This window comes from Streptomyces shenzhenensis (genome assembly GCF_003688995.1).
Lineage (GTDB): Bacteria > Actinomycetota > Actinomycetes > Streptomycetales > Streptomycetaceae > Streptomyces > Streptomyces shenzhenensis_A.
In genome coordinates this window covers 92,637-118,373 of the sequence record NZ_PENI01000017.1, presented here as the reverse complement: position 1 = coordinate 118,373, position 25,737 = coordinate 92,637, and the positions used below count along the sequence as shown (strand labels likewise).

General features: G+C 72.0%; 23 protein-coding genes and 3 pseudogenes. 15 read left to right on the top strand and 11 right to left on the bottom strand.

Features of this window, described 5'->3' with window-relative positions:
- The first annotated feature begins 156 nt into the window (after positions 1-156).
- Complete coding sequence (locus CTZ28_RS48600) at positions 157-330, top strand: hypothetical protein (RefSeq protein WP_259471797.1); 174 nt, start codon at positions 157-159, stop codon at positions 328-330.
- Between the two features lie 487 nt (positions 331-817).
- Here CTZ28_RS48600 and CTZ28_RS25205 read toward each other — a convergent pair whose 3' ends face one another.
- The 5 genes from CTZ28_RS25205 to CTZ28_RS25185 are packed head-to-tail and all read right to left on the bottom strand — an operon-like array spanning position 818 to position 3,848.
- Positions 818-1,360 carry an NUDIX hydrolase gene (locus CTZ28_RS25205; protein ID WP_121891971.1) on the bottom strand — a complete coding sequence of 181 codons (543 nt, stop codon included), beginning with the start codon at positions 1,358-1,360 and terminating at the stop codon, positions 818-820.
- Positions 1,361-1,365: 5 nt separating this feature from the next.
- A complete protein-coding gene (locus CTZ28_RS25200) occupies positions 1,366-2,487 on the bottom strand; it encodes an NAD-binding protein (protein WP_121891970.1) in 1,122 nt (373 codons plus the stop codon).
- Between the two features lie 52 nt (positions 2,488-2,539).
- Positions 2,540-3,010, bottom strand: coding sequence for a DUF5949 family protein (locus tag CTZ28_RS25195; protein ID WP_121891969.1), 471 nt, complete (start codon positions 3,008-3,010; stop codon positions 2,540-2,542).
- On the bottom strand, positions 3,007-3,408 hold the full coding sequence (locus CTZ28_RS25190; RefSeq protein WP_121891968.1) for an ATP-binding protein: 402 nt from the start codon (positions 3,406-3,408) through the stop codon (positions 3,007-3,009). The genes CTZ28_RS25195 and CTZ28_RS25190 overlap by 4 nt, the downstream gene beginning before the upstream one ends.
- A gap of 11 nt (positions 3,409-3,419) precedes the next feature.
- Positions 3,420-3,848: a hypothetical protein gene (locus CTZ28_RS25185; protein ID WP_121891967.1), complete on the bottom strand. Its 429-nt coding sequence runs from the start codon at positions 3,846-3,848 to the stop codon at positions 3,420-3,422.
- A 154-nt stretch (positions 3,849-4,002) separates the two neighbouring features.
- On the opposite strand from CTZ28_RS25185, the pseudogene CTZ28_RS25180 reads away from it, so the two are divergent.
- From CTZ28_RS25180 to CTZ28_RS25170, 4 genes and pseudogenes are all read left to right on the top strand, one after another.
- Positions 4,003-5,105, top strand: a pseudogene (locus tag CTZ28_RS25180) (hypothetical protein).
- A gap of 14 nt (positions 5,106-5,119) precedes the next feature.
- The gene (locus CTZ28_RS25175) at positions 5,120-5,788 is read left to right on the top strand and encodes a YdcF family protein (RefSeq protein WP_121891966.1); all 669 of its coding nucleotides are present in this window, start codon (positions 5,120-5,122) and stop codon (positions 5,786-5,788) included.
- Positions 5,730-5,999, top strand: a pseudogene (locus tag CTZ28_RS49635) (WbqC family protein); the annotation flags it as partial. The gene CTZ28_RS25175 and the pseudogene CTZ28_RS49635, both read left to right, overlap by 59 nt.
- Positions 6,000-6,069: 70 nt before the next feature.
- Positions 6,070-6,525 carry a WbqC family protein gene (locus CTZ28_RS25170; RefSeq protein ID WP_398656679.1) on the top strand — a complete coding sequence of 152 codons (456 nt, stop codon included), beginning with the start codon at positions 6,070-6,072 and terminating at the stop codon, positions 6,523-6,525.
- Between the two features lie 47 nt (positions 6,526-6,572).
- On the opposite strand, the pseudogene CTZ28_RS25165 reads toward CTZ28_RS25170, so the two are convergent.
- Positions 6,573-7,016: pseudogene (locus CTZ28_RS25165) on the bottom strand (helix-turn-helix domain-containing protein); the annotation flags it as partial.
- 226 nt (positions 7,017-7,242) lie between these two features.
- Here CTZ28_RS25165 and CTZ28_RS25160 point away from each other — a divergent pair.
- The 6 genes from CTZ28_RS25160 to CTZ28_RS25135 all read left to right on the top strand — a co-directional run bounded on the left by CTZ28_RS25160 (position 7,243) and on the right by CTZ28_RS25135 (position 15,000).
- Positions 7,243-8,919 carry an acyclic terpene utilization AtuA family protein gene (locus tag CTZ28_RS25160; protein ID WP_121891965.1) on the top strand — a complete coding sequence of 559 codons (1,677 nt, stop codon included), beginning with the start codon at positions 7,243-7,245 and terminating at the stop codon, positions 8,917-8,919.
- On the top strand, positions 8,916-10,514 hold the full coding sequence (locus CTZ28_RS25155; RefSeq protein WP_121891964.1) for an acyl-CoA carboxylase subunit beta: 1,599 nt from the start codon (positions 8,916-8,918) through the stop codon (positions 10,512-10,514). The genes CTZ28_RS25160 and CTZ28_RS25155 overlap by 4 nt, the downstream gene beginning before the upstream one ends.
- Before the next feature lie 10 nt (positions 10,515-10,524).
- Positions 10,525-12,396 carry an acetyl/propionyl/methylcrotonyl-CoA carboxylase subunit alpha gene (locus CTZ28_RS25150; RefSeq protein WP_121891963.1) on the top strand — a complete coding sequence of 624 codons (1,872 nt, stop codon included), beginning with the start codon at positions 10,525-10,527 and terminating at the stop codon, positions 12,394-12,396.
- On the top strand, positions 12,393-13,565 hold the full coding sequence (locus tag CTZ28_RS25145; protein WP_121891962.1) for an acyl-CoA dehydrogenase family protein: 1,173 nt from the start codon (positions 12,393-12,395) through the stop codon (positions 13,563-13,565). The genes CTZ28_RS25150 and CTZ28_RS25145 overlap by 4 nt, the downstream gene beginning before the upstream one ends.
- Positions 13,566-13,678: 113 nt before the next feature.
- Positions 13,679-14,413 carry an enoyl-CoA hydratase family protein gene (locus CTZ28_RS25140; RefSeq protein ID WP_121891961.1) on the top strand — a complete coding sequence of 245 codons (735 nt, stop codon included), beginning with the start codon at positions 13,679-13,681 and terminating at the stop codon, positions 14,411-14,413.
- The gene (locus tag CTZ28_RS25135; RefSeq protein ID WP_121891960.1) at positions 14,401-15,000 is read left to right on the top strand and encodes a TetR/AcrR family transcriptional regulator; all 600 of its coding nucleotides are present in this window, start codon (positions 14,401-14,403) and stop codon (positions 14,998-15,000) included. Before CTZ28_RS25140 ends, CTZ28_RS25135 begins: the two co-directional genes overlap by 13 nt.
- 19 nt (positions 15,001-15,019) lie before the next feature.
- Here the strand turns inward: CTZ28_RS25135 and CTZ28_RS25130 are convergent, their stop codons facing one another.
- Complete coding sequence (locus CTZ28_RS25130; RefSeq protein ID WP_121891959.1) at positions 15,020-16,120, bottom strand: citrate synthase 2; 1,101 nt, start codon at positions 16,118-16,120, stop codon at positions 15,020-15,022.
- A 232-nt stretch (positions 16,121-16,352) separates the two neighbouring features.
- Here CTZ28_RS25130 and pdxH point away from each other — a divergent pair, with 232 nt between their 5' ends.
- Together pdxH and CTZ28_RS25120 are read left to right on the top strand one after the other, a co-directional pair.
- On the top strand, positions 16,353-17,027 hold the full coding sequence (gene pdxH / locus CTZ28_RS25125) for a pyridoxamine 5'-phosphate oxidase (protein WP_121891958.1): 675 nt from the start codon (positions 16,353-16,355) through the stop codon (positions 17,025-17,027).
- A 479-nt stretch (positions 17,028-17,506) separates the two neighbouring features.
- Positions 17,507-18,928, top strand: a complete 1,422-nt coding sequence (locus CTZ28_RS25120; RefSeq protein WP_121892043.1) for a PAS domain-containing protein — start codon at positions 17,507-17,509, stop codon at positions 18,926-18,928.
- Positions 18,929-19,157: 229 nt separating this feature from the next.
- Here CTZ28_RS25120 and CTZ28_RS25115 read toward each other — a convergent pair whose 3' ends face one another.
- Positions 19,158-19,913: an SIS domain-containing protein gene (locus CTZ28_RS25115; RefSeq protein WP_121891957.1), complete on the bottom strand. Its 756-nt coding sequence runs from the start codon at positions 19,911-19,913 to the stop codon at positions 19,158-19,160.
- A gap of 224 nt (positions 19,914-20,137) precedes the next feature.
- Here CTZ28_RS25115 and CTZ28_RS25110 point away from each other — a divergent pair, with 224 nt between their 5' ends.
- On the top strand, positions 20,138-20,830 hold the full coding sequence (locus CTZ28_RS25110) for an iron-dependent transcriptional repressor DtxR (RefSeq protein WP_121891956.1): 693 nt from the start codon (positions 20,138-20,140) through the stop codon (positions 20,828-20,830).
- A gap of 498 nt (positions 20,831-21,328) precedes the next feature.
- Entirely contained in the window at positions 21,329-22,186 is an 858-nt protein-coding gene (locus CTZ28_RS25105) for an alpha/beta fold hydrolase (protein ID WP_121891955.1), read from the top strand.
- Between the two features lie 103 nt (positions 22,187-22,289).
- Here CTZ28_RS25105 and CTZ28_RS25100 read toward each other — a convergent pair whose 3' ends face one another.
- The 3 genes from CTZ28_RS25100 to CTZ28_RS25090 form a co-directional block, all read right to left on the bottom strand.
- Positions 22,290-23,879: a transporter gene (locus CTZ28_RS25100; RefSeq protein WP_121891954.1), complete on the bottom strand. Its 1,590-nt coding sequence runs from the start codon at positions 23,877-23,879 to the stop codon at positions 22,290-22,292.
- On the bottom strand, positions 23,876-24,667 hold the full coding sequence (locus tag CTZ28_RS25095) for an ABC transporter ATP-binding protein (protein ID WP_121891953.1): 792 nt from the start codon (positions 24,665-24,667) through the stop codon (positions 23,876-23,878). The genes CTZ28_RS25100 and CTZ28_RS25095 overlap by 4 nt, the downstream gene beginning before the upstream one ends.
- Before the next feature lie 321 nt (positions 24,668-24,988).
- Positions 24,989-25,642: a bifunctional DNA primase/polymerase gene (locus CTZ28_RS25090; RefSeq protein ID WP_121891952.1), complete on the bottom strand. Its 654-nt coding sequence runs from the start codon at positions 25,640-25,642 to the stop codon at positions 24,989-24,991.
- Positions 25,643-25,737: the final 95 nt, after the last annotated feature.

The window sequence follows — 25,737 nt, the reverse complement described above, 5'->3', positions numbered from 1 at the left end:
CCGGTGTGCGTGCCGTGCGCCGGGATCTCGATCCAGCTGTGCCGTGCCCTGCGTGGTGGGCGATTCGTGGCGGCGTGGGCGAGGCGCGTACCCGCGTGGGGTGTTGTGGGTCCCCTCCATCATCCGCGGACGCTCCAGCCCATTCCGGGGTGCGCCATGGAGCAGGTGAAGTACGGCTCGGAGTGGGCGCCGTGGGTCCGGGCCGCTCGCACGATGGTGGAACTCCGTGGAGTGACACCGGCGGACCTGGACCGCGAGTTCGCGGCCCTCGGACGAGACCGCCTGGAGGAGGAGTTCGCCCGGATCGCAGCGCTGATGGCTGTCGCCTGACGGCCCGACCCGCACCTCATCGCACGGCACTCATCCGCGGCCAGCACCCAGACTCCCGCCCCCGACAAGGGCGGACGACCCTCTCCGGCCCTCCAGCTGGGGGTACGGCAAAGCGAGTTGGGAGGTCAACCTGGGCTGCAACTACAAGTGCAAGCACTGTTACCTGGGGCTCAAGGTCAACTCCGGGATGCCGTGGGAGGACAAGCGGCGCTGCCTGGACGTCATGGCCGAGGCCGGCGTGCTCTTCCTCCAGGTCACCGGCGGTTGTCGCCGCAGAGACTGTGTCCCATGCAGGTCGTGTCGTTTTAGGAGGCGGCTGCCGCTCCGGCCCGCGTCTCGTAGAGACGGTGCATCGTGTCGCTTTCCATGGCAACGATCACCGTATCAGGTGACGAAGGCCACTCTTGGTGGCCTGTCGCTGGGCGGGCTGGGAGGCCGCCCCCGCGCGCGTCGGGGGTCGCGGACGCAGGGGCCGCCGGTCTTGGGGTCAACGCAGTGCTTGGGCGACGCGCTGACCCAACCTCTCGTCGTGGAGGGCGCCGACCGTTCGCCAGGCAGCGTCGGAGACTTCTTCGGCCTGGAGTTCGCCGATGTCGGCGGTGGTGCGGAAGAGGAAGCGGAAGTCGAAGTGCTGGTGGGCGGGCTCGCCCTTGGCGAGGTTGGCGTCGATGGGGTGGATGTCGATGTGGAGCGGAGTCTCGCCGTGCGGGGTGACGACGTGGGGCGGGATGCCGGTCTCCTCGGCGAGTTCGCGGCCGGCGGCCTGCAGGAGCGTCTCATCCGAGGGCTCCAGATGACCGCCGGGCAAAAGCCATTTCTGGGTCACGTTGTGGAGAATGTGCAGGATGCGGCCGTCGGGGCCGACGAGGATGGCCCCTGCGGTGACGTGGCCGGGCAGGGTCTTACGGCTGGTGAGGTCGTCGCCGTCGTCCAGGAGGCTGAGGACGACGCCGAGTTCGCGCTTTTCCTCGGGGTGTTCGTCGAGGTAGGCGGCGATGGTGGTGCGGATGTGGTGGGCCGTGATGGCCATGGTGATCACCTGTTGAAGTAGGAGAGCCAGGTCGCCGCGATGGCTTCGCGGTCGGGTGCGGGGACCTCATGGAAGCCGGGGGCGAGGTCGCCGCGGGTGAGCATCCTGATCGCGGCGAGGATCTCGGCCTGGACCAGGAAGATGAACGGCCCAACGCTGGCGCCGTGGATGAAGTTGACGGCGTTGCCGCCGTTCGCCAGATAGAAGTAGTGGCCGGTGGTCTGGTAGCGGGTGACGTGGTCGCCGACCTGGGTGCGGGTGTAGACGTCAGGGAGTCCGGCGAGGTCGAGTTCGTCCTCGCTGCTGGTGACGGTGGCGACGTAGGCGCCGTTGCGCAGGTGGGAGAAGTCCTCGCCGCACAGGGAGACGGCGCCGGTCGCGCAGAGCACCAGGCCGGCCCCGGTCAGGGCGGCTTCACGGTCGCGGGCGACGGTGAAGCCCTGGGAGAGTGCCTGGGTGCGGCGGACTGGGTCGATGTCGAAGACGGTGACATGGACGCCCTTGGCATGCAGGAGGCGGGCGATCGAGCTGCCGAGCTTGCCGAAGCCGATCACCAGGGCGGGGCGGCCGTGGAGGATGTCACCGCGATCGCGCATGACGGCCTCGGTGGAGAAGACTACGGACTGGCCGACGAGGAAGTCTTCGGGGTTCTTCAGTGGTGAGCGGGCGACGGAGATGACGGGGCAGGGCAGTTTGTCGAGGTCCTCGTAGCGGTGGTGCCCGTTCTCGGTGTCCTCGATCACCCCGGCGAGCCGGCCGGTAAAGCGGTTGTGGACGTCGGCGAGGCTGGGGGCGAAGTAGCCGCCGACGTCCAGCAGGGTGACCGTCTGGTCGGCGGCACGGGATTCGAGGTAGTCCAGAGCGTCGTCGGCCTGGGCGAACATTTCGCGGGTGAGGGTGTCGACCATGTGCGTCTGCTCGACCTCGCGCTTCGCGGCCGGGTGGACGGACTTCGGCTTGGGCAGCACCGCAGTGAGCCGGGTCATCGCGGCGACCGCGCGGACGAACGCGGGACGCTCGGCCAGCAGGTGCGTGATGAGGAACGACGCCGTCTGCTCACCCGGGGCGAACTGGGCGGCGATCCTGGCGAAGTAGGCGTCCAGCCGGGCGCGTTCGAAGGTTTCCATGGCAGTTCCCTCTCATCCGTTCCGTCCGGGGGCCGTGCGAGGAGATGCGGGTTCAACGGGTGCGGGCGCGTCCGAACAGCAGCCGGTCGGCTACGAGCGCTGCATCCAGGTAGGCGTCGACCTTGGCGGCGTCAGCGGACTGCGGCAGGGGGTCCAGCCCGAGTAGGAGGATTGCCTCACCGCTGCGGGCGACCTGTTCGGTCCAGGACCGACGGGTGGGCAGCCGCAGCCGCCGGGAGGCGCCGGGGAAGCGCACCAGCACCTGGTCGCCGACGATCTGCAGGCAGCGCTCCAGCACCGGAACGACCTCCCGGGCGCCGACCAGGCCACCCAGGCTGGCGGACAGCCGCCGCATCCTGGCCTCGGCCGTCTCAGCGGTGCCCGAGCCGGTCAGGGCCGGGGTGTGGGTGATCAGGATGTGCGCGATCTCGCGGCCGTCCGGGCGGGTGCCGGGCCAGGTCCAGGCGGCGAGCGACACCAGCAGCCGCAGCTCAGGGCCGGGCGGAGTGAGTAGGACGCTCATGCTGTCGTGCCTCCCGTGGCCTTGAAGCAGGACCAGACGATCTTCCCGACCGGAGTGCGGTCCTCGACTCCCCAGCCGTCGGCGAGCGCGTTCACCAGGATCAGCCCGCGTCCGGAGGTGTCCGTGCCGGCGGCCTGCCGAGCTTCCGGGTGCTGGCGGCGGCTGTCGTGCACTTCCAGGCGTACGACATCCTCGTCGGCGTCGAGCTTGACCAGGAAGCCGTGTCCGGGGGCAGTCCCGTGGACCAGGGCGTTGGTGGCGAGTTCGGAGACGCAGAGCCGGACGTCCTCGGCGCGGTCCGGCAGACCCCAGTCGGCCAGGGCCTCAGAGGTGAAGGACCGTGCCTGGCTGACCGACTCGGGCCGCGCGTCGAAGAACTGCTGGGTCGTCTTGGTCATCACGGTGGTCCTCATGACTCGGCGTCCAGGACTCGGGTGGTGCCGGGGTGACGGCGGCGGACGGGACCGCTGCGGGAGATGGAGTGGTGGGCCGTGCGGGGCTTGCGGACCAGCAGCAGCCGCGAGCCGACCGCCTCGATCCACCGCCCGCGTTCAGCGGCTATGGCCTTCGGCCCCAGGTGCGACATGGCCGGGGCGATGACGCCGTAGACGTCCGGCAGCGCGAGCACGTACAGTAGCCCGGTGAACGCCGCTGAGGCGGGCCCGGCGGACGCGTCGCGGTCGGTGAAGACGCCGGACAACTGCAGTTCGTGGCTGCGGCAGTACTCGGTGAGCGAGGCGACCAGCGCGTCCTGCCGCGCTTGGGAGACCCGCACCAGCCGCAGGAAGCCGTAAACGACCAGGCCGCTGACCGGGCGATGCTCCGTGAGGGTTTCCATGCTCAGGACCGTCCCAAAGGCTCGACAAATGGTGACGCTCTGAGCGTGGCGTCCCGCCAACTCGCGGCCAATCACCAGCCGTTCTACTTCCGTTCCACTTCCGTCCCGCCGACTGCACGGATCTGCTTCGATGACCGGTGGAAGGGAGTGACGCGTGGCGACCGTGCACCACTGGACCGGCCTGGAGGCCAGGGCCCTGCGGCTCGCCCTGCGACTGAGCGTGCGGGCCTTCGCCCAGCAGCTCGGCCTGGCCGTCGCGACCGTGTCCAAGTGGGAGAGCAAGCTCGCCGACACCGAGCCCAGACCCGACACTCAGGCCATCCTCGACACCGCCCTCGGTCGCGCGGACGCCGCTGTCCACCTGCGGTTCGAAACGCTCCTGTCCGAGATGACGAGCTCGGTGCAGAACGCTGGCCGACGCCGCGTAACCGCCTCCGGCCCCAGAACCTGGGAATACGAGTCCTGGGCCGATGACCTCGACCGCGTCGTGGTCGCCCTGTCCCGGCAAACTTCGCCTTCGCCGACAGCCTCCTCACCCGGTGGCTGGGCCGGTTCAAGGCCCCCGAGCTGGACGAGAAGGGCCTATATCTCTTCGCCCGCTCCACCGCCCTGCTCGGCGACCTCAAGCGCGACCAGGGCGTTGTCCTGGGCCCGCTGTCCGCCCAGCACTCCTATGCCGGCGCTCGCGCGGTCTTCACCCAGCTCGACATCCCCCGCCGCGTCGCCCAGCTCGACCTGTCCCTCGCGGTCGTCACCGAGATGTCCGGGAAGCTGGAGATCGCCGCCCGCAACTACGAGACCCTCGCCGTCGATGACCGGCTCTCCCGCCGCGACCGGGCCCGCGCGAGGCTGTGGGTGGGGACCGCGCTGAGCAAGGACGGCCAGCACGACTATGCGACCCGCGTCATGCAGGTGGCGACCCGCGACTTCGAGGACCTCACCGAACCGGACGACTGGTCGGTGGCCCACCAAAAACTCGCCCTCGCCCGCCGCGGCGCCGGCGACCTTACCCAGGCCCTGCACTTCATCGACATCGCCCGCAGCAGCGGGACGCCCGACTCACCGATGCAACGCGTGCGACTGGACACCGCTCATGGCCACATCCTGCTCTCCGATGCGGCGACCCGGGATGATGGACACCTCGTCCTCGACCAGGCCGCCAAGGTGGCCGCGCAGTACGGACTTGTGCACCAACTGCGCAGTATCGAGGGCATCAAGGCCATGGGCGAGGGGCCGACCGGCCCCCGGCAACGGTGACCAGGGAGAAACGCGTGAGCAACGACCAGCAGGGCATCACCGCTGACCAGTGGCGCCAGGCCAAGCTGATCTGGAACTACCACCAGATGCAGCACGAGCTGCGGCCCGTCGACGTGGCGATCGGGTTGGGCAGCCACGACCTCGGCGTCGCAGCCCATGCCGCCGAGCTGTACCGCTCCGGGCTCTTCCCGACCCTGGTCTTCACCGGCGGCAACAGCCCCACCACCGCCAAGGTCTTCCCGCGTGGTGAGGCCGTCCACTTCCGCGAGCACGCCATCGACCTCGGCGTCCCCGCCGAGGCGATCCTGCTGGAACCGAACGCGGGCAACACCGGGCAGAACATCACCCTCTCGCGTGAGGTCCTCGTCGCCGCAGGCATCACCCCGGCGTCGGTGCTGCTGGTCTCCAAGCCCTATATGGAAAGGCGGTCGTTCGCGACCGCCCGCGAGCTGTGGCCCGACGTCGAGATCCTCTGCGCGTCGGAGCCGCTGGAGTTCGACGACTATCTGAAGTCCATCGGCGACGAGAAACTCGTCCTGGACATGCTCGTCGGCGACCTCCAGCGGGTCATCGAGTATCCAAAGCTCGGATTCGCCATTGAGCAGGAGGTCCCGGAGGACGTGCATGCAGCGTACGAGTCCCTCATCCGCGGCGGCTTCACCAGCCGCCTCATCAACCCCTGACCTGCCCGAGCCAGGCGGGTTGTGTGCCATCCACCAGCCGAATTTCCTGCCCCGGCTGACCACGCTGGCCAAGCTGTTCGCGGCGGACTACTGGATCGTCCCGGACAACGTGCAGTTCACCCGCCGCGACTACCAGCACCGAGCCCGCCTCGCGAACCTCCACGACCCCGCCGGTCAGCAGTGGCTTACCATCCCCACCCGCCTGCCGGGCGGACGGCCCACCCTCATCCGCGACGCCGTGATCGACGACTCGGACCTGGCCCGCCGCAAGGACCGCGGGGATGCTGCGGCAACACTATGGGGCCAGCCCTCACTGGCCCGCCCTCGCCGAGGCCCTGGATCCGGTGCTGGATGCCTTCGGCACCGGCAAGACCGCGAAGGTGGCCGAGACCTCCACCCGCGTCCTGCTGGACCTGCTGGGCTGGAAGGGCCAGGTCGTCACCAGCAGCCGTCTGCCAACCCGGCCGGGCCGCTCCGTCCGGCTCGCGGACCTTTCCGCGGCGACCGGCGCCCGCGCGTATCTGTGCGGGACCGGTGGCATGACCTATCTCGACCCCGCCCCGTTCACGGTTCAGAACATCGCCGTGGCCTCGTTCCGGCCGCCGACCACCGGCATCTGGTCCTCCGGCCGCCGCTTCAGTGCCCTGTGGGCCTTGGCCACCCTGGGCCCGGACGCCGTGGCAGCCCACCTCCGGGCTCTCCCGGCCCACCGCGGCTGGCTCCAGACGGCAGCCTGAACGAGCCGCCCCCTCCTCGTGGAGGGGGACGTGCCACGGAACGTGGCCCTGACAAGGATGCGCTGGCGTTCCAGCCGAGCGGCCACCCTGCCGTCGATATTGCCGTCGTTCCGGGTGCCGAGCACTGCCCGTGCGTACGCCTCGGTCTGGAGAAGCCCGTGGACCAACTGGGCCTGATAGGTGGAGATGTACGCCGCCCTCGCCTCCATCTCCGCATAAGGCTGGAACCAACTCGGCAACTGGCTCCGTAGCACCAGCCCCGCCAGCCGTGAGAACAACCCGTCCGTTCCCAGCGCCGCGTCCACCCGTTCGGAGAACTCCCGTTGGGGCACCTTCGCCGCGCACTCGATCTGGCCGATCAGTGACCCGGTACAGAAGACGATCGAGCCCAGTTGCGCCAGCGTGAGCCCCGCCGCCTCCCGTGCCCGGCGCAGCTCGTAGCCGTAGTAGTCCAAGGGTGATGCGCTGGGGTCCAGTTCACGGCTTCGCATGCCGACCACCTCCAGTCACCGAGAGTAGCGATACCGAGCACACGGGGAGCGGGGTTGTGGGAAACCTATTCATGCAAGCGTGCTTGATTGTTTCTGGGGGTGCTGCCATGCTCCTCGCCATGGCCGATCCCACGCCCGTGTTCGGCGACCTGCGTGCTGAGAGTCATGAACTGGACCGCCTCGTCGCGAAGTCGGGGCCGCCGGGCGCCGGGCAGGGGGAGCGGTCGTGAGTGAACCGCTGCGGATAGGCAACGCCTCCGGGTTCTACGGCGACCGGTTCGACGCCATGCGCGAGATGCTCACCGGCGGCGAACTGGACATCCTGACCGGTGACTACCTCGCCGAGCTGACCATGCTGATCCTGGCCCGGGACCGGCTGAAGGACCCGGACGCCGGGTACGCCCGTACCTTTCTGCGGCAGCTGGAGGACTGCCTCGGGCTCGCGCACGAGCGGTCCGTCCGGATCGTGACCAATGCCGGCGGCCGCCATCCCGCCGGACTCGCCGATGCCGTGCGGACGATGGCGGACCGGCTCGGTGTCCCGGTACGCGTCGCGCATGTCGAGGGCGACGACCTCACCGCCGCCCACCCGGGCCTCGCCGCCCACGCCTATCTCGGCGGCTTCGGCATCGCGGAGTGTCTGCGGGCCGGTGCCGACATCGTGGTCACCGGGCGGGTGACCGACGCGGCGCTGGTCACCGGTCCTGCCGCCGCGCACTTCGGCTGGGCGCCCGGGGCGTACGACCGGCTCGCGGGCGCTGTCGTCGCCGGACATGTGCTGGAGTGCGGGGCGCAGGCCACTGGCGGCAACTACGCCTTCTTCACCGAGGGCGACGTCCGCCGTCCCGGCTTCCCGCTCGCCGAGATCCACGAGGACGGCACCGCCGTCGTCACCAAGCACCCCGGCACCGGCGGCTTCGTCGACGTCGGCACGGTCACGGCCCAGCTGCTGTACGAGACGGCCGGCGCCCGCTATCCGGGCCCGGACGTGACCGCCCGGCTCGACACGGTCCGGCTCACCCGGGAAGGACCCGACCGGGTGCGGATCGAGGGCGTACGCGGGGAGGCCCCGCCGCCGACCCTCAAGGTCGGCCTGAACCGGCTCGGCGGCTTCCGCAACGAGGTCGTCTTCGTCCTGACCGGGCTCGGCATCGAGGCCAAGGCGGCGCTGGTGCGGGAGCAGATGGCCGCCGCGCTCGCCAAGTCCCCGCCCGCGGAGGTGCGGTGGGATCTCGTCCGCACCGACCGGGCGGACGCGGACACGGAGGAGGCCGCGAGCGCGCTGCTGCGGCTCGTCGTCAGGGACGGCGATCAGGCCGTCGTCGGGCGGGCGCTCAGCGGTGCCGCCGTCGAGCTGGCGCTGGCCAGTTACCCCGGCTTCCATGTGCTCGCGCCCCCGGGGAAGGGCGCGGCCTATGGGGTCTTCGAGGAGGTGTACGTCCCCCATAGGTCCGTCGACCATGTGGCGGTCCTCCATGACGGGCGCCGCATCCCCGTGCCGGGACCCCAGGACACCCGTGTGCTCGACGCCGTACCGGAACCGGACCTGCCGGCGCCGCCGCCCGCCGGACCGACCCGCCGGGCCCCGCTGGGGCTGGTCGCCGGGGCCCGCAGCGGCGACAAGGGCGGGGACGCCAACGTCGGCGTCTGGGTCCGTACGGACGACGCCTGGCGGTGGCTCGTGCACGAGCTGACCACCGACAGATTCCAGCAGCTGATACCCGAGAGCCGGTCGCTGACCGTGACCCGTCACGTCCTGCCCGCTCTGCGCGCCCTCAACTTCACCGTGGCCGGAATTCTCGGCGCGGGCGTAGCCGCCCAGCACCGTTTCGACCCGCAGGCCAAGGCCCTCGGCGAATGGCTGCGCTCCCGGCACCTGGACATCCCGGAGGCATTGCTATGACGGTCCTCACCTCCGCCGTCGACGTGCGCGGCGCCGACCACCGGGCGAACCGCGAGGCCATGCTCGGCAAGCTCGCCGAGCTGGCCGCCGAGCACGCGAAGGCCCTCGCGGGCGGCGGGCCGAAGTACGTCGAACGGCACCGGCGGCGCGGCAAGCTGCTCGCCCGCGAGCGCGTCGAACTGCTGCTGGACCCGGACACGCCGTTCCTGGAGCTGTCGCCGCTGGCCGCCTGGGGCAGCGACCACACCGTCGGCGCGTCCCTCGTCACCGGCATCGGCGTCGTCGAGGGCGTCGAGTGCCTCATCACCGCGAACGACCCGACCGTGCGCGGCGGTGCCAGCAACCCCTGGAGCCTGAAGAAGGCGCTGCGCGCCAACGACATCGCGCTCGCCAACCGGCTGCCCTGCATCAGCCTGGTGGAGTCGGGCGGCGCCGATCTGCCCTCGCAGAAGGAGATCTTCATCCCCGGCGGTGCCGTCTTCCGGGACCTCACCCGGCTGTCCGCCGCCGGAATCCCCACCGTCGCCGTCGTCTTCGGGAACTCCACCGCCGGCGGCGCCTACATCCCCGGCATGTCCGACCACGTGATCATGGTCAAGGAGCGGGCGAAGGTGTTCCTCGGCGGTCCGCCGCTGGTGAAGATGGCGACCGGGGAGGAGAGCGACGACGAGTCCCTGGGCGGCGCGGAGATGCACGCGCGCGTGTCGGGGCTCGCCGACCACTTCGCCGTGGACGAGCGGGACGCCCTGCGGCAGGCGCGGCGCGTGGTCGCCCGCCTCAACCACCGCAAGGCGTACGGCGATCCGGGCCCGGCCGAGCCGCCGAAGTACGACCCGGAGGACCTGCTCGGCATCGTCCCGGGCGACCTGAGGACCCCCTTCGATCCGCGCGAGGTGATCGCCCGGATCGTCGACGGCTCCGACTTCGACGAGTTCAAACCGCTGTACGGGACGAGCCTGACGACCGGCTGGGCCGCTCTGCACGGCTACCCGGTGGGCATCCTCGCCAACGCGCAGGGCGTGCTGTTCAGCGCGGAGTCGCAGAAGGCCGCCCAGTTCATCCAGCTCGCCAACCAGCGCGACATACCGCTGCTGTTCCTGCACAACACCACCGGCTACATGGTCGGCAGGGAGTACGAGCAGGGCGGCATCATCAAGCACGGCGCGATGATGATCAACGCGGTCAGCAACTCCACGGTGCCGCACCTGTCGGTCCTCATGGGCGCCTCCTACGGCGCCGGGCACTACGGCATGTGCGGACGCGCCTACGACCCGCGGTTCCTGTTCGCCTGGCCCAGCGCCAAGTCGGCCGTCATGGGCCCGCAGCAGCTCGCCGGGGTGCTGTCGATCGTGGCCCGCCAGTCGGCCGCCGCCAAGGGGCAGCCGTACGACGAGGACGCCGACGCCGCGCTGCGCGCCATGGTGGAGCAGCAGATCGAGGCGGAGTCGCTGCCGATGTTCCTGTCCGGGCGGCTGTACGACGACGGCGTCATCGACCCGCGCGACACCCGCACCGTCCTCGGCCTGTGCCTGTCCGCCCTCCACACCGCGCCCTACAAGGGCGCGCGGGGCGGCTTCGGCGTCTTCCGGATGTGAGGGACCACCCGTGATCACTTCTGTCCTTGCGGCCAACCGGGGCGAGATCGCCTGCCGGATCTTCCGCACCTGCCGTGACCTGGGCATCCGTACCGTCGCCGTGCACTCGGACGCCGACGAGGACGCCCTGCACACGCGCGTGGCCGACACTTCGGTACGGCTGCCCGGCGCGGCGCCCGCCGAGACGTATCTGCGCGGCGACCTGATCGTGAAGGCCGCCGTGGCCGCCGGCGCGGACGCCGTGCACCCCGGCTACGGCTTCCTGGCCGAGAACGCCGGCTTCGCGCGCGCCGTGCTGGCCGCAGGCCTGGTCTGGATCGGGCCGCCCCCGGAGGCGATCGAGGCGATGGCGTCCAAGACCCGCGCCAAGGAGCTGATGGGGCTCGCGCCGCTGCGCGAGGTCACGGAGGCCGACCTGCCGGTGCTGGTGAAGGCGGCGGCGGGCGGCGGGGGCCGCGGCATGCGGATCGTGCGCAGCCTGGCACAGCTGGACGCCGCCCTGGAGAGCGCGCGGGCGGAGGCGGCGAGCGCGTTCGGGGACGGCGAGGTCTTCGTCGAGCCGTACCTGGGAGGCGAGGCGCACGGCCGCCACGTCGAGGTGCAGATCCTCGCCGACGCGCACGGCACGGTGTGGACGCTCGGCACCCGCGACTGCTCGCTCCAGCGCCGCCACCAGAAGGTGATCGAGGAGGCCCCCGCGCCGGGCCTGGAGCCGGCACTCACCGACGAGCTGTACGCGCTGGCCGAGCGCGCCGCCCGCCGCGTCGACTACGTGGGCGCCGGCACCGTCGAGTTCCTCGTCGCCGGCGAGAAGGCCCACTTCCTGGAGATGAACACCCGCCTCCAGGTCGAACACCCCGTCACGGAGGCCGTGTTCGGCATCGACCTGGTGGCCGAGCAGATCCGGATCGCCGAGGGGCACGCCCTGGCGGACCGGCCGCCACGCGCGCGTGGGCATGCGATCGAGGCCCGCCTGTACGCCGAGGACCCGGCCCGCGACTGGGCCCCGCAGACCGGTACCCTGCACCGTCTCGCCGTACCGGACGGCGTCCGCCTCGACACCGGCTACACCGACGGCGACGTCATCGGTGTGCACTACGACCCGATGCTCGCCAAGGCGGTCGCTCACGCCGCCACGCGCGCGGAGGCGATCCGCAGACTGTCCGGTGCCCTGGAGCGTGCGGCCGTCCACGGCCCGGTCACCAACCGCGACCTGCTCGTACGGTCGCTGCGCCACCCGCGGTTCACGGCGGCCCGCATGGACACCGGCTTCTACGACCGCCACCTCGCGGACCTCACCGCCCCGGCCCCCGACCCGTACGCGCCGCTGGCCGCCGCGCTCGCCGACGCGCACGGCCGCTCCCGGTTCGGCGGCTGGCGCAACCTGCCCTCGCAGCCGCAGACCAAGCGCTACCTGAGGGCGGGCGAGGAGCACGAGGTCCACTACCGGCACACTCGCCAGGGCCTCGCGGCCGACGGCGTACGGGTCGTCCACGCCGACGTGTGTCTGGTCGTACTCGACATCGACGGCGTACGACGACGCTTCGAGATCGCCCGCTACGGCGAGCATGTCCATGTCAATGCGACCGCCCTCACGGCGCTGCCCCGCTTCCCGGAGCCGACGGCCGCACTGGCCCCCGGCTCCCTGCTGGCCCCGATGCCGGGCACGGTCGTACGCGTCGCCGAGGACCTGGCCGAGGGCGCCTCCGTAGAGGCCGGTCAGCCCCTGATCTGGCTGGAGGCGATGAAGATGCGGCACGAGATCTGCGCACCGGCGTCGGGGACCCTGAGCGCCCTGCACGCCGTTCCCGGCCGCCAGGTCGAGGTCGGCGCGCTGCTCGCCGTCGTGACGGAAGCCGACAAGGAGGACCGGGACCAGTGAGCGCCCCTGTGGAAACCGAAGAGCACAAGGCACTGCGCGCCGCCGTGGCCGCCCTCGGCACACGCTACGGCCGCGGCTACCTCACCCGCACCGTCGCCGAGGGCCGCCACCCGACCGAACTCTGGTCCGACGCGGGCAGACTCGGCTACCTCGGCGTCAACCTTCCGCAGGAGTACGGCGGCGGGGGCGGTGGCATCACCGAACTCTCCATCGTCCTGGAGGAGTTGGGTGCCGCCGGCTGTCCGCTGCTGATGCTGGTCGTGTCGCCCGCGATCTGCGGCACGGTCATCGCCCGGTTCGGCACCGAGGAGCAGAAACGCGCCTGGCTCCCCGGCATCGCCGACGGCACCCGCACCATGGCCTTCGGCATCACCGAGCCCGACGCCGGCTCCAACTCGCACCGCGTCACCACCACCGCCCGCCGCGACCCCGACAGCGGCGACTGGCTGCTGACCGGCCGCAAGGTGTTCATCTCCGGGGTGGACATCGCCGACGCGGTACTGATCGTCGCCCGCACCGAGGACACGAGCCAGACGAGCGGCCGCCTGAAGCCGTGTCTGTTCATCGTCCCGCGGGACGCCGAGGGCTTCGCGCGGCGGCCCATCGACATGGAACTCAGCGCCGCCGAGAAGCAGTTCGAACTCACTCTGGACGACGTGCGGCTGCCCGCCGACGCGCTCGTCGGCGACGCGGACGCGGGCCTGCTGCAGCTGTTCGCCGGGCTCAACCCGGAACGGATCATGACGGCCGCGTTCGCGATCGGCATGGGCCGGCACGCGCTGTCCAAGGCGGTCGAGTACGCCCGCGACCGCACCGTCTGGAAGACCCCCATCGGCGCCCACCAGGCCATCGCGCACCCCCTCGCGCAGGCGCACATCGACCTCGAACTGGCCCGGCTGATGATGCAGAAGGCCGCCCGTCTCTACGACGCCGGGGACGACATCGGCGCCGGCGAGGCCGCCAACATGGCCAAGTACGCGGCCGGCGAGGCCTGTGTGAAGGCCGTCGACCAGGCCGTGCACACCCTCGGCGGCAACGGGCTCACCCGCGAGTTCGGGCTCGCCTCGCTGATCACCGCCGCGCGCGTGGCCCGTATCGCACCGGTGAGCCGGGAAATGATCCTCAACTACGTCTCCCACCAGACCCTGGGCCTGCCCAAGTCTTACTAGGCCGTTCCGCGCACCCCGTCGCGAGGAGGAACCGTGTTCCGCAGCCAGTACGCAGACGTCCCGGTGGTGGACCGGTTCCGCCGCCGCGATCTGCCGGCACCCGGGAGGCAGGCGTGACGCCGATCGGACGTACACGCGCGCGTGGCGTCGAGACGCTCAGCCTGGACTCGGCCGAGACCCGCAACGCCCTGTCGGCCGCGCTGGTCGGCGGCCTCGTGGACGCGCTGGCCGAGTGCGCCGCCGACACCGGCGTCCGGGCCGTCGTCCTCACCCACACCGGCGGCACCTTCTGCGCCGGCGCCGATCTGCGCGACCCGCCCCGGCCCGACGCCGTCGTCGGCCTGCTCCGGCAGCTCGTCGCACTCGACAAACCCGTGGTCGCCCGGGTCACCGGGCACGTCCGCGCGGGCGGCCTCGGCCTGCTGTCCGCCTGCGACATCGCGGCCGCCGCGAGCGAGGCCACGTTCGCCTTCACCGAGGTGCGGATCGGGGTGGCGCCGGCCGTCATCTCGCTGCCGGTGATCCCGCGCGCCGACCCGCGCGCCCTCGCCCGCTACTACCTCACCGGCGAGCGTTTCGACGCCGCCGAGGCCACCCGTATCGGCCTGCTGACGCTCGCCGGGGACGATGTCGACGCGGCGCTCGCCCCCGTCCTCGACGGCCTGCGCAGAGCCTCGCCCCAGGGCCTGGCCGCGGCGAAGCGCCTGCTCACGGCTAGGGTGCTGGAGACATTCGACCGTGAGGCGGCCGACCTGACCGCGCTCTCGGCCCGGCTGTTCTCCTCCGCCCAGGCCCGGGACGGGATGACGGCCTTCCTCGAACGACGGGATGCCCCATGGGTGCTGTGACCGCAGTCGACCGCCACCCCAAACAGGACCGCAGCCGGGCCACCCGGCAGCGGCTGCTCGAGGCCGCCGTGGCCTGCCTCGCCGAGCACGGCTGGGCGGGCTCCACGGTCACGGTCGTCGCCGAACGCGCGGGCGTCTCCCGGGGCGCCGCCCAGCATCACTTCCGCACCCGCGAGGACCTGTTCACGGCGGCCGTCGAGTACGTCGCCGAGCAGCGCTCCGCCGCCCTGCGCGCCCTGTTCCCGGACGGCGCCGCGGCACGCCCCGCCGTCGTCGCCGCCCTCGTCGACCTGTACACGGGACCGCTCTTCCGCGCGGCCCTGCATCTGTGGGTCGCGGCCGGCGACGAGGAGCAGTTGCGCCCCCGGGTGACCGAGCTGGAGGCCCGCATAGGCCGTGAGACCCACCGGGCAGCGGTGGACCTGCTCGGCGCCGACGAGTCCCGGCCCGGCGTCCGGGAGACCGTGCAGGGCCTGCTCGACATGGCCCGCGGCCTGGGCCTGGCCAACCTCCTCACCGACGACACACCCCGCCGCGACCGCGTGGTCGCCCAGTGGACGGTCCTCCTGGACGAGGCACTGGGCTGAGGCAGCCCGCGGTGTCTCCTCAGCGGGCGATGTCCGCGTAGCCCGCGACCTCCCGAGGGCTGCGTGGCCCGGGCCCCACATACCGCGCCGAAGGCCGCACCAGGCGCCCCGTCCGCTTCTGCTCCAGGATGTGCGCCGACCAGCCCGCGGTCCGGGCGCAGGAGAACATGGACGTGAACATCTGCGCGGGAACCTCGGCGAAGTCCAGCATGATCGCCGCCCAGAACTCGACGTTCGTGGCGAGGACCCGGTCCGGGCGGCGGCTGTGCAGCTCCTCCAGGGCCGCCTTCTCCAGCGCCTCGGCGATCTCGTAGCGCGGCGCGCCCAGTTCACGGGCGGTGCGCCGCAGCACCCGCGCGCGGGGGTCCTCGGCCCGGTACACCCGGTGCCCGAAGCCCATCAGCCGTTCGCCCCGGTCCAGGGCCTGCTTGACGTACGCCTCCGCGTCGCCGGTCCGCTCGATCTCCTCGATCATCCCGAGGACCCGGGACGGGGCGCCGCCGTGCAGCGGGCCCGACATGGCGCCCACCGCGCCGGACAGCGCGGCGGCCACGTCGGCACCGGTCGAGGCGATGACGCGGGCGGTGAAGGTGGAGGCGTTCATGCCGTGTTCGGCGGCGGAGGTCCAGTAGGCGTCGACGGCCGCGACATGCTTCGGGTCCGGCTCGCCGCGCCAGCGGATCATGAACCGCTCGACGATCGTCCGCGCCTTGTCGATCTCCCGCTGGGGCACCATCGGCAGCGTCTGGCCGCGCGCCGACTGGGCGACGTACGACAGGGCCATCACCGCCGCCCGGGCGAGGTCGTCGCGGGCCTGTTCCTCGTCGATGTCGAGCAGCGGTTTCAGCCCCCACACCGGGGCGAGCATGGCGAGCGCCGACTGCACGTCGACCCGGATGTCGCCGGAGTGGACGGGGATCGGGAACGGCTCGGCGGGCGGCAGGCCGGGGTTGAAGGCGCCGTCCACGAGCAGACCCCACACGTTCCCGAACGAGACGTGCCCCACGAGTTCCTCGATGTCGACACCCCGGTAGCGCAGGGCGCCGCCCTCCTTGTCCGGTTCGGCGATCTCCGTCTCGAACGCGACGACTCCTTCGAGCCCGGGTACGAAATCGGACATGGGGCGGCTCCTCGTGGTGTGTGCGGCACAGGCCGGGACGCGGATACCACCACGGTTCCACGGTCGCTCTCAGGACTCGCGGTCCGGGCGGTCACCCCGGTGATGCCCCGACCGGCCGACGCTCACCCAGTCGTTGGGGCACCAGCACCATAACCCCGGGCCCCGGCGGTGGGGAGGGTCCGCGGCACTCGGTGCCACACGCGTGCGTACACGCATACGGCAAGATGACCGCGTGACCGACCGCGACCCCATCCTCGATCCCGCCGCCATGCGCAAGCACTACCGGGTGGAAGGTCTCGACGAGACCGGCCTGGCCGCGCACCCGATGGACCAGTTCGCCCGCTGGTTCGAGCACGCCGCACTGGCCGCGGCGCACGGCACGCTCTACGAGCCGAACGCGATGGTCGTCTCCACGGCGGACGCCGAGGGCCGCCCCAGCTCCCGTACGGTCCTGCTGAAGCAGTACGACGAACGGGGCTTCGTCTTCTACACCAACTACGACTCCCGCAAGGCCCGTGAGCTGGCCGGCAACCCGTACGTGTCCGTGGTCTTCCCCTGGCACCCGATCGCCCGTCAGATCGTCGTCACGGGCACCGCCCGGCGCACCGGCCGCGACGAGACCGCCGCCTATTTCCGCACCCGCCCGCACGGCTCCCAGCTCGGCGCCTGGGCCAGCGCCCAGTCGTCGGTGATCCCGTCCCGGGCCGGTCTCGAGGCGTCCTACGCCGAGCTGGCCGCCCGCTATCCGGAGGGCGAGCAGGTGCCGGTGCCGCCGAACTGGGGCGGCTTCCGCATCGCCCCGCGGACCGTCGAGTTCTGGCAGGGCCGCGAGAACCGGCTGCACGACCGGCTGCGCTACGTCGCCGAGGCGGACGGCACGTGGCGGCTGGAACGGCTCAGCCCCTGACCGGTTCGACGGATCTCCGGGCCCGCGGGACCCGTCCGCACACGCAGACGACCCGCGGGCTCAGGTCCTGCGCCGGATGGCGGAGGAGCCGGCCGGACGTACCGGCGAGCCCGCGGGTCGGGTGACTGCGTTGGATTGGCCGGCTGCGTGTCGCTTGCCCACGCCGGTCCGGCACCGCACTGGGTGTGGTGGCAGGCCGCTAGCCCGCAGCCACCTCGCGCGTCCGGGTTTCACTCATGTACCCGATCACCTCCTTTCCGACGTAACAGCCACCCTAAGAAGGGGGCGACCGGTGTTCAAGGGATTTATGGCGGCGTCGGTTGTGCCACGGTGCGCGGCCGAGTGGGTACCCGGGTGTCTACAACGATTCCTTCAATCTTGCGGGAACCAAGTGTGCGTTGTGTCACGTTCGAGTTGAATGAGAGGCAGAGAACGAACCTTCGCGCCGTGTGTGCGGACGCAGCCTGCAGGGGGTCCAGGTGAGTGCTTCCCGGCGTAGTGGGACCACCGACGAACTGGGGCCGGACGAGCCCGAGCGGGACGGTGGCGCGGGCGCGTCCGGCCCGGACGACCCGGGCGGCTCCGACCTTCTCGCCGCGCTGCTGGACGGGATGGACGCGGCGCTGTGCGCCTTCGACGCGGACGGCGTGGTCACCCACTGGAACCGGGAGGCGGAGCGGATCCTCGGCTGGACCGCCGCCGAGGCCGTGGGGCGGCGGGGGTTCGCGGGCTGGGCGGTGCGCAGTGCCGACGCCGAGGAGGTCGAGGGCCGGCTGCTCTCCGCGATGCATGCGCCCGGTCGGCAGGTGCATGAGTTCGCGCTGGTCACCAAGGACGGCGGCCGGGTCCTGGTACGGACCCAGTCCGCGGCGGTGCGCGGACCGGACGGCAAGCCGGCCGGCGTGTACTGCGCCTTCAGCGAGGTGCACGCGCAGATCGACCTGGAGCGGTCGATCGCGCTGAGCGAGGCGCTGTTCGAGGACGCGGCGTGGGGCGTCGTGCTCGTCGACGCCGACCTGCGGCCCGCGGTCGTGAACGCGCACGCGGCGCGGGCGCTGGGCATCGGGCGTACGTCCGCGCTGGGACGGCCCCTGGGCGAACTGCTCGCCCAGGGCGTGGAGGAGCTGGAGGGCGCGCTCACCCATGTGCTGGCCGAGGGTCCGCCGCCCGCTCCGGCCGAGATGTGGGTGGCGGTGCGGACCGCCGAGGGCGAGCAGCGGCGGTGCTGGCGCAGTGGCTTCCTGCGGCTCGCCTCGCCGCTCGCGGAGGAGCCGGTGCCGCTCGGGGTCGGCTGGCTGTTCCAGGACGTGACCGAGGCCAAGCAGGGCGAGCAGGAGGCGTCGCTGCTGCGCTTCCGCGCCAACCAGCTGCACCGGGCGGCCCGTGCGGCGGCCGAGTGCGAGGATCCGGCGGAGGCGGCCACCGTCCATCTCGACTTCGCGCTCGCCGGTTTCGCCGACCACGCGCTGATCGACCGGGTGGCGGGCCCGCCGCCGGCGGACGCCGGTGCGGCGCCGGTGCGGTTGGTGCGGATAGCCGCGACTCCTTCCGGTGCGCCGGGGCCCAGCCTGCTCACCGGCGCGGCCGGGCTGCCGGTGCGCTACGAGGACGGCCACCCCGCGCTGCAGTGCGCCGAGCGGGCCGGGACGGTGCGGGCCGACGCGGGCACCATGTCCGCGGACCGGGCCCGGGAGTGGGCGCTGGCCCGGCAGTGGCCCGCGGACTGCGTGCACGCGCTGTGCGCGGTGCTGCGCAGCCGGGGACGTACGCTGGGCGTCGTGACGTTCCTGCGCGGCGCGGCCCGCGCCCGCTTCGAACGCATCGACGCGACCTACGCGGAGGACGTGGCCGCCCGCATAGCAACGGCCCTGGACCTGGCGGAGACGACGCGGGACCGCTGAGCGCCGCGTCCCGCTCGCGCGGCCTATGCGGAGGGCGGGCTGCCGGTGTGGCCGACGATCACGCGGGCCGAGGGGGCGTGCCGGTGACGTCTTGCCGGCGTCCGGGGTGCCGCGGTCGCCGCTGAGCGCTCCGCTGGAGCTGCCGCGATGCGCCGTCGGTCGGCTGCGGCACCATCGTGGCTGGTCGCGCAGTTCCCCGCGGCCCCTTCAGGGCGTCTCGCCGGGGCGGTCAGTGGCGGTAGAAGATCCGGTCCCCGTACTCGTCCATGATCCGGCTGTTCCACTCGTGGCCGCCGTCGACGTTCCCGGAGCGCAGCAGCGGCGGTTCGGTGCCGCGGGCGGCGAGGGTCTCCGCCGTCACGGCCATCACCGCCTGGAGAAGCGCGCTGGTGACGACCGTGGAGGCGGGGGCGAAGGGGGCCGGGATGGTGTCGAGGGTGAGTTCCGCGTCGCCGACCGCGATCTTCGAGTCCAGGACGATGTCGCAGTGGTCCTTCAGATAGGTGCCGGAGGAGTGCCGGGACGACGTCTCCGTGGCGTACGCCACCGAGGTCACGCCGATGACCCTGACCCCCAGGGCGCGGGCGTGCATCGCCATCTCCACGGGGAGTGCGTTGCGGCCGGAGAGCGAGATGATCACGAGGGCGTCGCCGGCCCGGAGCGGCGAGGTGTCCAGGACGGCGGCGGCCAGACCGTCGACGCGTTCGAGCGCGGAGCCGAGGGTGGCGGGGACGACATCGACGCCGACGGTTCCGGGGACGGTGAGCAGATTCATCAGGGCGAGACCGCCGGCGCGGTACACGATGTCCTGGGCGGCGAGGGAGGAGTGACCGGCGCCGAAGGCGAACAGCCGGCCGCCGGCCTCGACGGTGTCGGCGAGGAGCGTGCCGGCGGCGGCGACGGCCGCGGACTCCTCGTCACGGACCCGTTGCAGCAGGCCGATGGCGGCGTCGAAGAACTGGTCGGCCGATGTGCCGTCGCTCATGCGGTGCCCCTTCGCAGCGTCTGTGTCGCGGATCACCGTGCGGTCTGGACCAGCGCGCTGTCAATACGGGAGGTACGGTCCAGGACGCGCCCCGCGTACGTACTCGTAACCCCGTGGTTTCGGCGGCGCGGCACGCTTGTCGGTGGTATGCGTCAGAATTGAGGCCAGGGCCAGCGCACGCCGGGGAGCGGTGAGCTTCCGGCAGAGGTAATCGAGGGGCACGTATGTCCGGACTGATCGACACCACGGAGATGTATCTCCGCACCATCCTCGAACTGGAAGAGGAAGGCGTGGTCCCGATGCGCGCCCGCATCGCCGAGCGGCTGGACCAGAGCGGGCCGACGGTGAGCCAGACGGTCGCGCGGATGGAGCGCGACGGTCTGGTCTCGGTCGCGAGCGACCGGCACCTGGAGCTGACGGAGGAGGGCCGCAGGCTGGCCACGCGCGTGATGCGCAAGCACCGGCTCGCGGAGTGCCTGCTCGTCGACGTGATCGGCCTGGAGTGGGAGCAGGTGCACGCCGAGGCGTGCCGCTGGGAGCACGTGATGAGCGAGGCGGTGGAGCGCCGCGTCCTGGAGCTGCTGCGCCACCCGACCGAGTCGCCGTACGGCAACCCCATCCCGGGCCTGGAGGAACTGGGCGAGAAGGACGGGGCCGACCCGTTCCTGGACGAGGGCATGGTGTCGCTGGCGGATCTCGACCCGGGCGCGGACGGCAAGACGGTCGTCGTCCGCCGCATCGGCGAGCCGATCCAGACCGACGCGCAGCTGATGTACACGCTGCGCCGGGCGGGCGTGCAGCCCGGTTCGGTGGTGAGCGTGACCGAGTCGGCGGCCGGTGTGCTCGTGGGCAGCAGCGGCGAGGCGGCCGAGCTGGACGCGGACGTGGCCTCCCATGTGTTCGTCGCCAAGCGTTGAGCGCACGGCGCCCGGGCACCGTCAGGTCCGTCAACTCCGGTGGCCGGCGGGCCGGTCGGGGCGCAGCGTCGAAGGGGGCCGAGTCCAGGATTCGGCGCGCTGAACGGCAGCGCTCGGACGCTTCCCGTGCGAGGCTGTCGCGAGAGGCATATGACCGCTGGGGGGTGGGGAGGATGTGCCGCAGACAGGGGGAGGGCCCCGGCGCCGTGCGGCGCCGGGGCCTGTCCTCCCCTGTGCTGACCCGGAGCCCCGAGCTCCCAGGGTCATCCCCGCGGACCGTTTTCCCCGAGCGGTCCGCCTCCCGCGTAAGAACTCCCCTCGGTGGCGACGATCATTCCTCGCCGGGGGTCACTCGAATGAGGGGTGTTGCCCGCAGAGGCAGTAGTTTCGAATAGTCATTCGATAATCTAGGGCAGCGTTCGGCAGTATCTGCGCAACGCAGCGGTACGACGGCAGGACAGCGGTACGGTCCGAGCGGAGCTAGGGGGGTGCCAGCGCATGGCACGGCGTATCGATGTGAGGGGAGCGGGCGGCGTGGGCCTGGCCGCCTGGGAGTTCGCAGATCCTCCCAAGACGGACCCGGAGCACGAGCCCGGGGTGCTGTTACTGCATGGTCTGATGGGCCGCGCCTCGCACTGGGCGGCCACCGCCCGCTGGCTCTCCGAGCGCCATCGAGCCGTCGCGCTCGATCAGCGCGGCCACGGTCAGAGCGAGCAGCCCCCGCAGGTCGCCTACACCCGTGATGCCTATATCGACGATGCCGAGGCGGCCGTCGAGCAGCTCGGTCTCGGCCCGGCCGTGCTCATCGGCCACGCCATGGGCGCGCTCACCGCCTGGCAGCTGGCCGCCAAGCGCCCCGACCTGGTGCGCGCCCTGATCATCTGCGACATGCGGGCCTCCGCGCTCGGCGGGGCGTCGCAGCGCGAGTGGGCCGACTGGTTCAAGACCTGGCCGGTGCCCTTCGCCACCCTGGCCGACGTGCGCAAGTGGTTCGGCGAGGACGACCCCTGGGTGGACCGCCCGAACCCGGCACGCGGCGCGTTCTTCGCCGAGGTCATGCACGAGTCCGCCGACGGCTGGCGGCCCGTCTTCGAGCCCGAGCGGATGCTGAAGTCCCGCGAGACGTGGGTCTACGACGCGCACTGGGAGGAGCTGGCCCAGGTCCGCTGCCCCGCCCTGGTGGTCCGCGGTCTCGACGGCGAGCTGGGCCGCGCCGAGGCCCAGGAGATGGTCCGGGTCCTGCCCCGCGGCCAGTACGCGGAGGTCACCGATGCCGGCCACTTTGTCCACTACGACCAGCCGGATGCCTGGCGCGCGGTGATCGAACCGTTCCTGGACGCGGTCCTCATGGGGTGAGAGCGGTCCGCACAGGGCGCGGGCCGGGCGCCCGTCGCCTCCGCGCGGTCCCGTCAGCCGGCGGCTGCGGACCGTCGTGCGCCGGCGCAGCGGATGCCGTCAGTCAGCCCTTGCTGACCGCTGCCAGTATCTCCGGCAGGCGGGCCGCCGTCCGCGGGGCTGCAAGCCGCAGGCCCAGCAGGGTGACCGCCGTGCCGTAGACGGCGCCGACCGGCAGCAGCAGCCAGGTGAAGGCGTCGCCGTCCGCGCTCACGTTCAGCCAGATGGTGAGCGCGATGACGGGCGCGCACAGCAGGGCCGCCGAGACCATGCCGCCGAAGATCGCGATCCAGGCGAGGCCGGCCTGCCCGGGTGCCACGTTCTTGTAGCCCTCCTGCGGGATGGAGTACGGGAAGCGGGCCGAGGTCCACGCGCCGGTCGCCAGCATCGCCCCGAGCAGCGCGAAGGACAGGCCGAGCGCCTCGGGTAGCCGGGGCCAGTCGCCCAGTACGGCCGCGGTCAGCACGGTCACGAGGGCGGCGTACGGCAGGGTGATCACCAGCAGCGCCAGGGCCCGCGCGCGCAGCTCGACATACGCGTCCCGGCTGGACGAGATGGTCATGGCCACCATCCAGAACGCGGACGTGTCCTGCCCGAACTGGTTGTACATCTGGATGCCGAGCATCCCGGCGGCGAAGCAGGCGAAGTAGATCGACCCCGTGCCCTGCAACGCGTTGAACACCGGCACGATCAGGCCGATGGCCAGCGAGGTCACCCACGCGGCCTTGGTCTTGGGATCGCGCCAGACATAGCGCAGGGAGCGCTCCATGACCGTGCCGGTGCGGCCCGCGGGCAGCAGCCGCCCGAGTCCCCCGGCCGAGGCGCGTTCGCGGGCGCCGCTGTCGGCGGCCTGCAGGGTGGAGCCGTCGGGCGCGGTCATCAGCCGGGTCAGGCTGCGCGCCCACACGGCGACCAGCAGCGCCAACGCCGCCGCGGTCAGCAGCAGTTGGGCGGCGGCCAGGCCGTAGGACCGCTCGCTCACCGCGTGCACCGCGCCCACCGCGGAGGCGGGCGGCAGCCAGCGCAGTACATCCGCGGCCGGGGACAGCTGGCCGAGCCCGCCCGATCCCAGCCGCTGCGCGCCGAAGTTGACGAGTTGCGCGCCGATCGCGATGACCAGCCCGCTGAGCACCGCGAGATCGCGGCCCTTTCGGCTGGTCAGCAGCCGCACGTTGGCGGCGGCCACGGCCCGGGCGAGGGCCACGCACACCAGCAGTGCGAGGACGACCGCGACGACGGCGGTGACGTAGGCGGCGGCGCCCCGCGCGACCGACAGCGCGCAGCCGACCAGCAGGAGCAGCGTGAACAGCGGGCCGATGCCGACCAGCGAGGCCGCCAGCAGGGCCCGCACCAGCGGGCGCGGGCGCAGCGGCAGCATCACCAGCCGGGTCGGGTCCAGCGTCTCGTCCCCGCTGGGGAAGAACAGCGGCAGCACGGCCCAGCCCAGCGCCAGCACGGCCGTCCCCAGCACCGCGACGGCGTCGGCGTGGGCATGCCCGCGCAGCGCGAGCAGGCCGAGCAGTTGCAGCGCGGCGAACAGGAGCGCGACGACGGCCGAGGCGATGAACGCGGCCCGCCGGCCGCCGGACTGTCTGAGCCCGTTGCGCAGCAGGGACAGTTTCAGCCGTACGACGGTGGCGGTGACGTCGGTCATCGGGCCCCGCCGCCCAGCCAGTCCAGATCGGACCCGGCGTCGCGGCCCTGCGCGCCGACCAGTTCCAGGAACGCCCCCTGGAGGGTGGTGTGCTCCCCGCGCACCTCGGACAGCGGGCCGGTCGCGCGGATGCGGCCCGCCGCCATCACGGCCACCCAGTCGCACAGCGACTCGACGAGTTCCATGACGTGGGAGGAGAAGACGACGGTGGCGCCGGAGGCCGTGTACCGCTCCAGGACACCCCGGATGGTCTGCGCGGACACCGGGTCGACGCCCTCGAACGGCTCGTCGAGGAAGAGGACTTCGGGGTTGTGGAGGAGGGCCGCGGCGAGCCCGATCTTCTTGCGCATGCCGGTGGAGTAGTCGACGACGAGCTTGTGCTGGGCCCCGGTGAGATCGAGCACGTCCAGCAGCTGGCCGGCCCGCTTGTCCACCTCGGCCCCGGGCAGGCCCCGCAACCGCCCGGAGTAGCCGAGCAGCTCTCGCCCCGACAGCCGCTCGAACAGCCGCAGCCCCTCCGGGAGCACCCCGATCCGCGCCTTGACGGCCACCGGGTCCCGCCACACGTCGTGGCCGACCACCTCGACGCTTCCCTGGTCGGGCCGGAGCAGCCCGGTCACCATCGACAGGGTGGTGGTCTTCCCGGCGCCGTTGGGTCCCACCAGCCCGATGAACTTCCCCGCGGGCAGCTCCAGATCGACCCCGGCAACGGCAACCTGCTGCCCGAACCGCTTCCACAACCCACGCACACACACAGCAGCTGACCCCACCACAACTCCCTCCATCACCCACCAACCCTATGGCGAAGCAGCACGACAACGCCCCCGAAGGGGCGCGGGGAACTGCGCGAGAACCCCCACTACGCCGCACTCGCCACAGAACCTGAACTAGACATGGCGACTAGGCGACCGAAAACCAATCCCGCGCAGATGAAATCCCAACGGTGACACAACCGCCCCGAAGGGGCGCGGGGAACTGCGCGAGCCCCCCCCCCACCACGCCGCACTCGCCACAGAACCCCACGCACCCACGGCGAACAGGCGCCCCCCACCGACACCACGCCGCACTCGCCACAGAACCCCAACGCACCCACGGCGAACAGGCGCCCCCTACCGATCCCTCCCGCACGCATACGCCAAAGCCGAGATCAACTCCTCCACATCCGGCAACCACCGATTCGAGGCAGTCGGCCGGCAGGCCCACTGCACGGCCCCCCGCGACCCGATCCGCGTAGGCGGCGCAGCCACCCACGCCCCCTCGCCCAGCACGACGAGATCGAGCGACCCCACCGACCAGCCCAGCCTGGGCACCAGATCCGGCAGCTTCTGCGCCGCGCCCGGCAGCACGAAGAAGTTCATCCGCCGGTCCGGGGTGAGCGTCACCGGCCCGAGCGTCAGCTCCATCCGCTCCATCCGGGCCAGCGCCAGGAACCCGGCGGACTCCGACACGGACAGCGCGTCGAAGGTGCGGCCCGTCGGCAGCAGGATCGAGGCCTTCGGCTGCTTGTGCCACATCCGGCGGGCGACCGCCGCACTCCCGGTCGCCTGGGCCGCCCAGTCCGCGCGCCCCGGGTGTGCGCCGGGGGCGGCGCACATGGCGTTGCCGCAGGAGCAGCGCTGCTTCCCGCCGGCGGCTTCCAGCCAGGTGCCGGGGAACACGTCCCAGTGACGCTCCTCTGCGTAGCGAACGGCGGTCTCCAGCAGCGATTCCCCGCGCTGTTTCGGAATATGGGCGGCTTCGGGGCCGGCGATCGTCTTTTCCACGCCCCACTCAACTCCCGCGCCCACCTCGGGTTACGGCCGACCCGATGACGGGACCGCGCGCGGGGAGGAGCATCGATTCCTCAACTGGGGCGCAT

What these genes read in the sequence shown, in the direction of transcription:
- CTZ28_RS48600 (WP_259471797.1), top strand. Translation starts at nt 157, where the DNA reads ATGGAGCAGGTGAAGTACGGCTCGGAGTGGGCGCCGTGGGTCCGGGCC.
- CTZ28_RS25205 (WP_121891971.1), bottom strand. Translation starts at nt 1,360, where the DNA reads ATGGCCATCACGGCCCACCACATCCGCACCACCATCGCCGCCTACCTC.
- CTZ28_RS25200 (WP_121891970.1), bottom strand. Translation starts at nt 2,487, where the DNA reads ATGGAAACCTTCGAACGCGCCCGGCTGGACGCCTACTTCGCCAGGATC.
- CTZ28_RS25195 (WP_121891969.1), bottom strand. Translation starts at nt 3,010, where the DNA reads ATGAGCGTCCTACTCACTCCGCCCGGCCCTGAGCTGCGGCTGCTGGTG.
- CTZ28_RS25190 (WP_121891968.1), bottom strand. Translation starts at nt 3,408, where the DNA reads ATGACCAAGACGACCCAGCAGTTCTTCGACGCGCGGCCCGAGTCGGTC.
- CTZ28_RS25185 (WP_121891967.1), bottom strand. Translation starts at nt 3,848, where the DNA reads ATGGAAACCCTCACGGAGCATCGCCCGGTCAGCGGCCTGGTCGTTTAC.
- CTZ28_RS25170 (WP_398656679.1), top strand. Translation starts at nt 6,070, where the DNA reads ATGCTGCGGCAACACTATGGGGCCAGCCCTCACTGGCCCGCCCTCGCC.
- CTZ28_RS25155 (WP_121891964.1), top strand. Translation starts at nt 8,916, where the DNA reads ATGACGGTCCTCACCTCCGCCGTCGACGTGCGCGGCGCCGACCACCGG.
- CTZ28_RS25135 (WP_121891960.1), top strand. Translation starts at nt 14,401, where the DNA reads ATGGGTGCTGTGACCGCAGTCGACCGCCACCCCAAACAGGACCGCAGC.
- CTZ28_RS25130 (WP_121891959.1), bottom strand. Translation starts at nt 16,120, where the DNA reads ATGTCCGATTTCGTACCCGGGCTCGAAGGAGTCGTCGCGTTCGAGACG.
- CTZ28_RS25115 (WP_121891957.1), bottom strand. Translation starts at nt 19,913, where the DNA reads ATGAGCGACGGCACATCGGCCGACCAGTTCTTCGACGCCGCCATCGGC.
- CTZ28_RS25110 (WP_121891956.1), top strand. Translation starts at nt 20,138, where the DNA reads ATGTCCGGACTGATCGACACCACGGAGATGTATCTCCGCACCATCCTC.
- CTZ28_RS25105 (WP_121891955.1), top strand. Translation starts at nt 21,329, where the DNA reads ATGGCACGGCGTATCGATGTGAGGGGAGCGGGCGGCGTGGGCCTGGCC.
- CTZ28_RS25100 (WP_121891954.1), bottom strand. Translation starts at nt 23,879, where the DNA reads ATGACCGACGTCACCGCCACCGTCGTACGGCTGAAACTGTCCCTGCTG.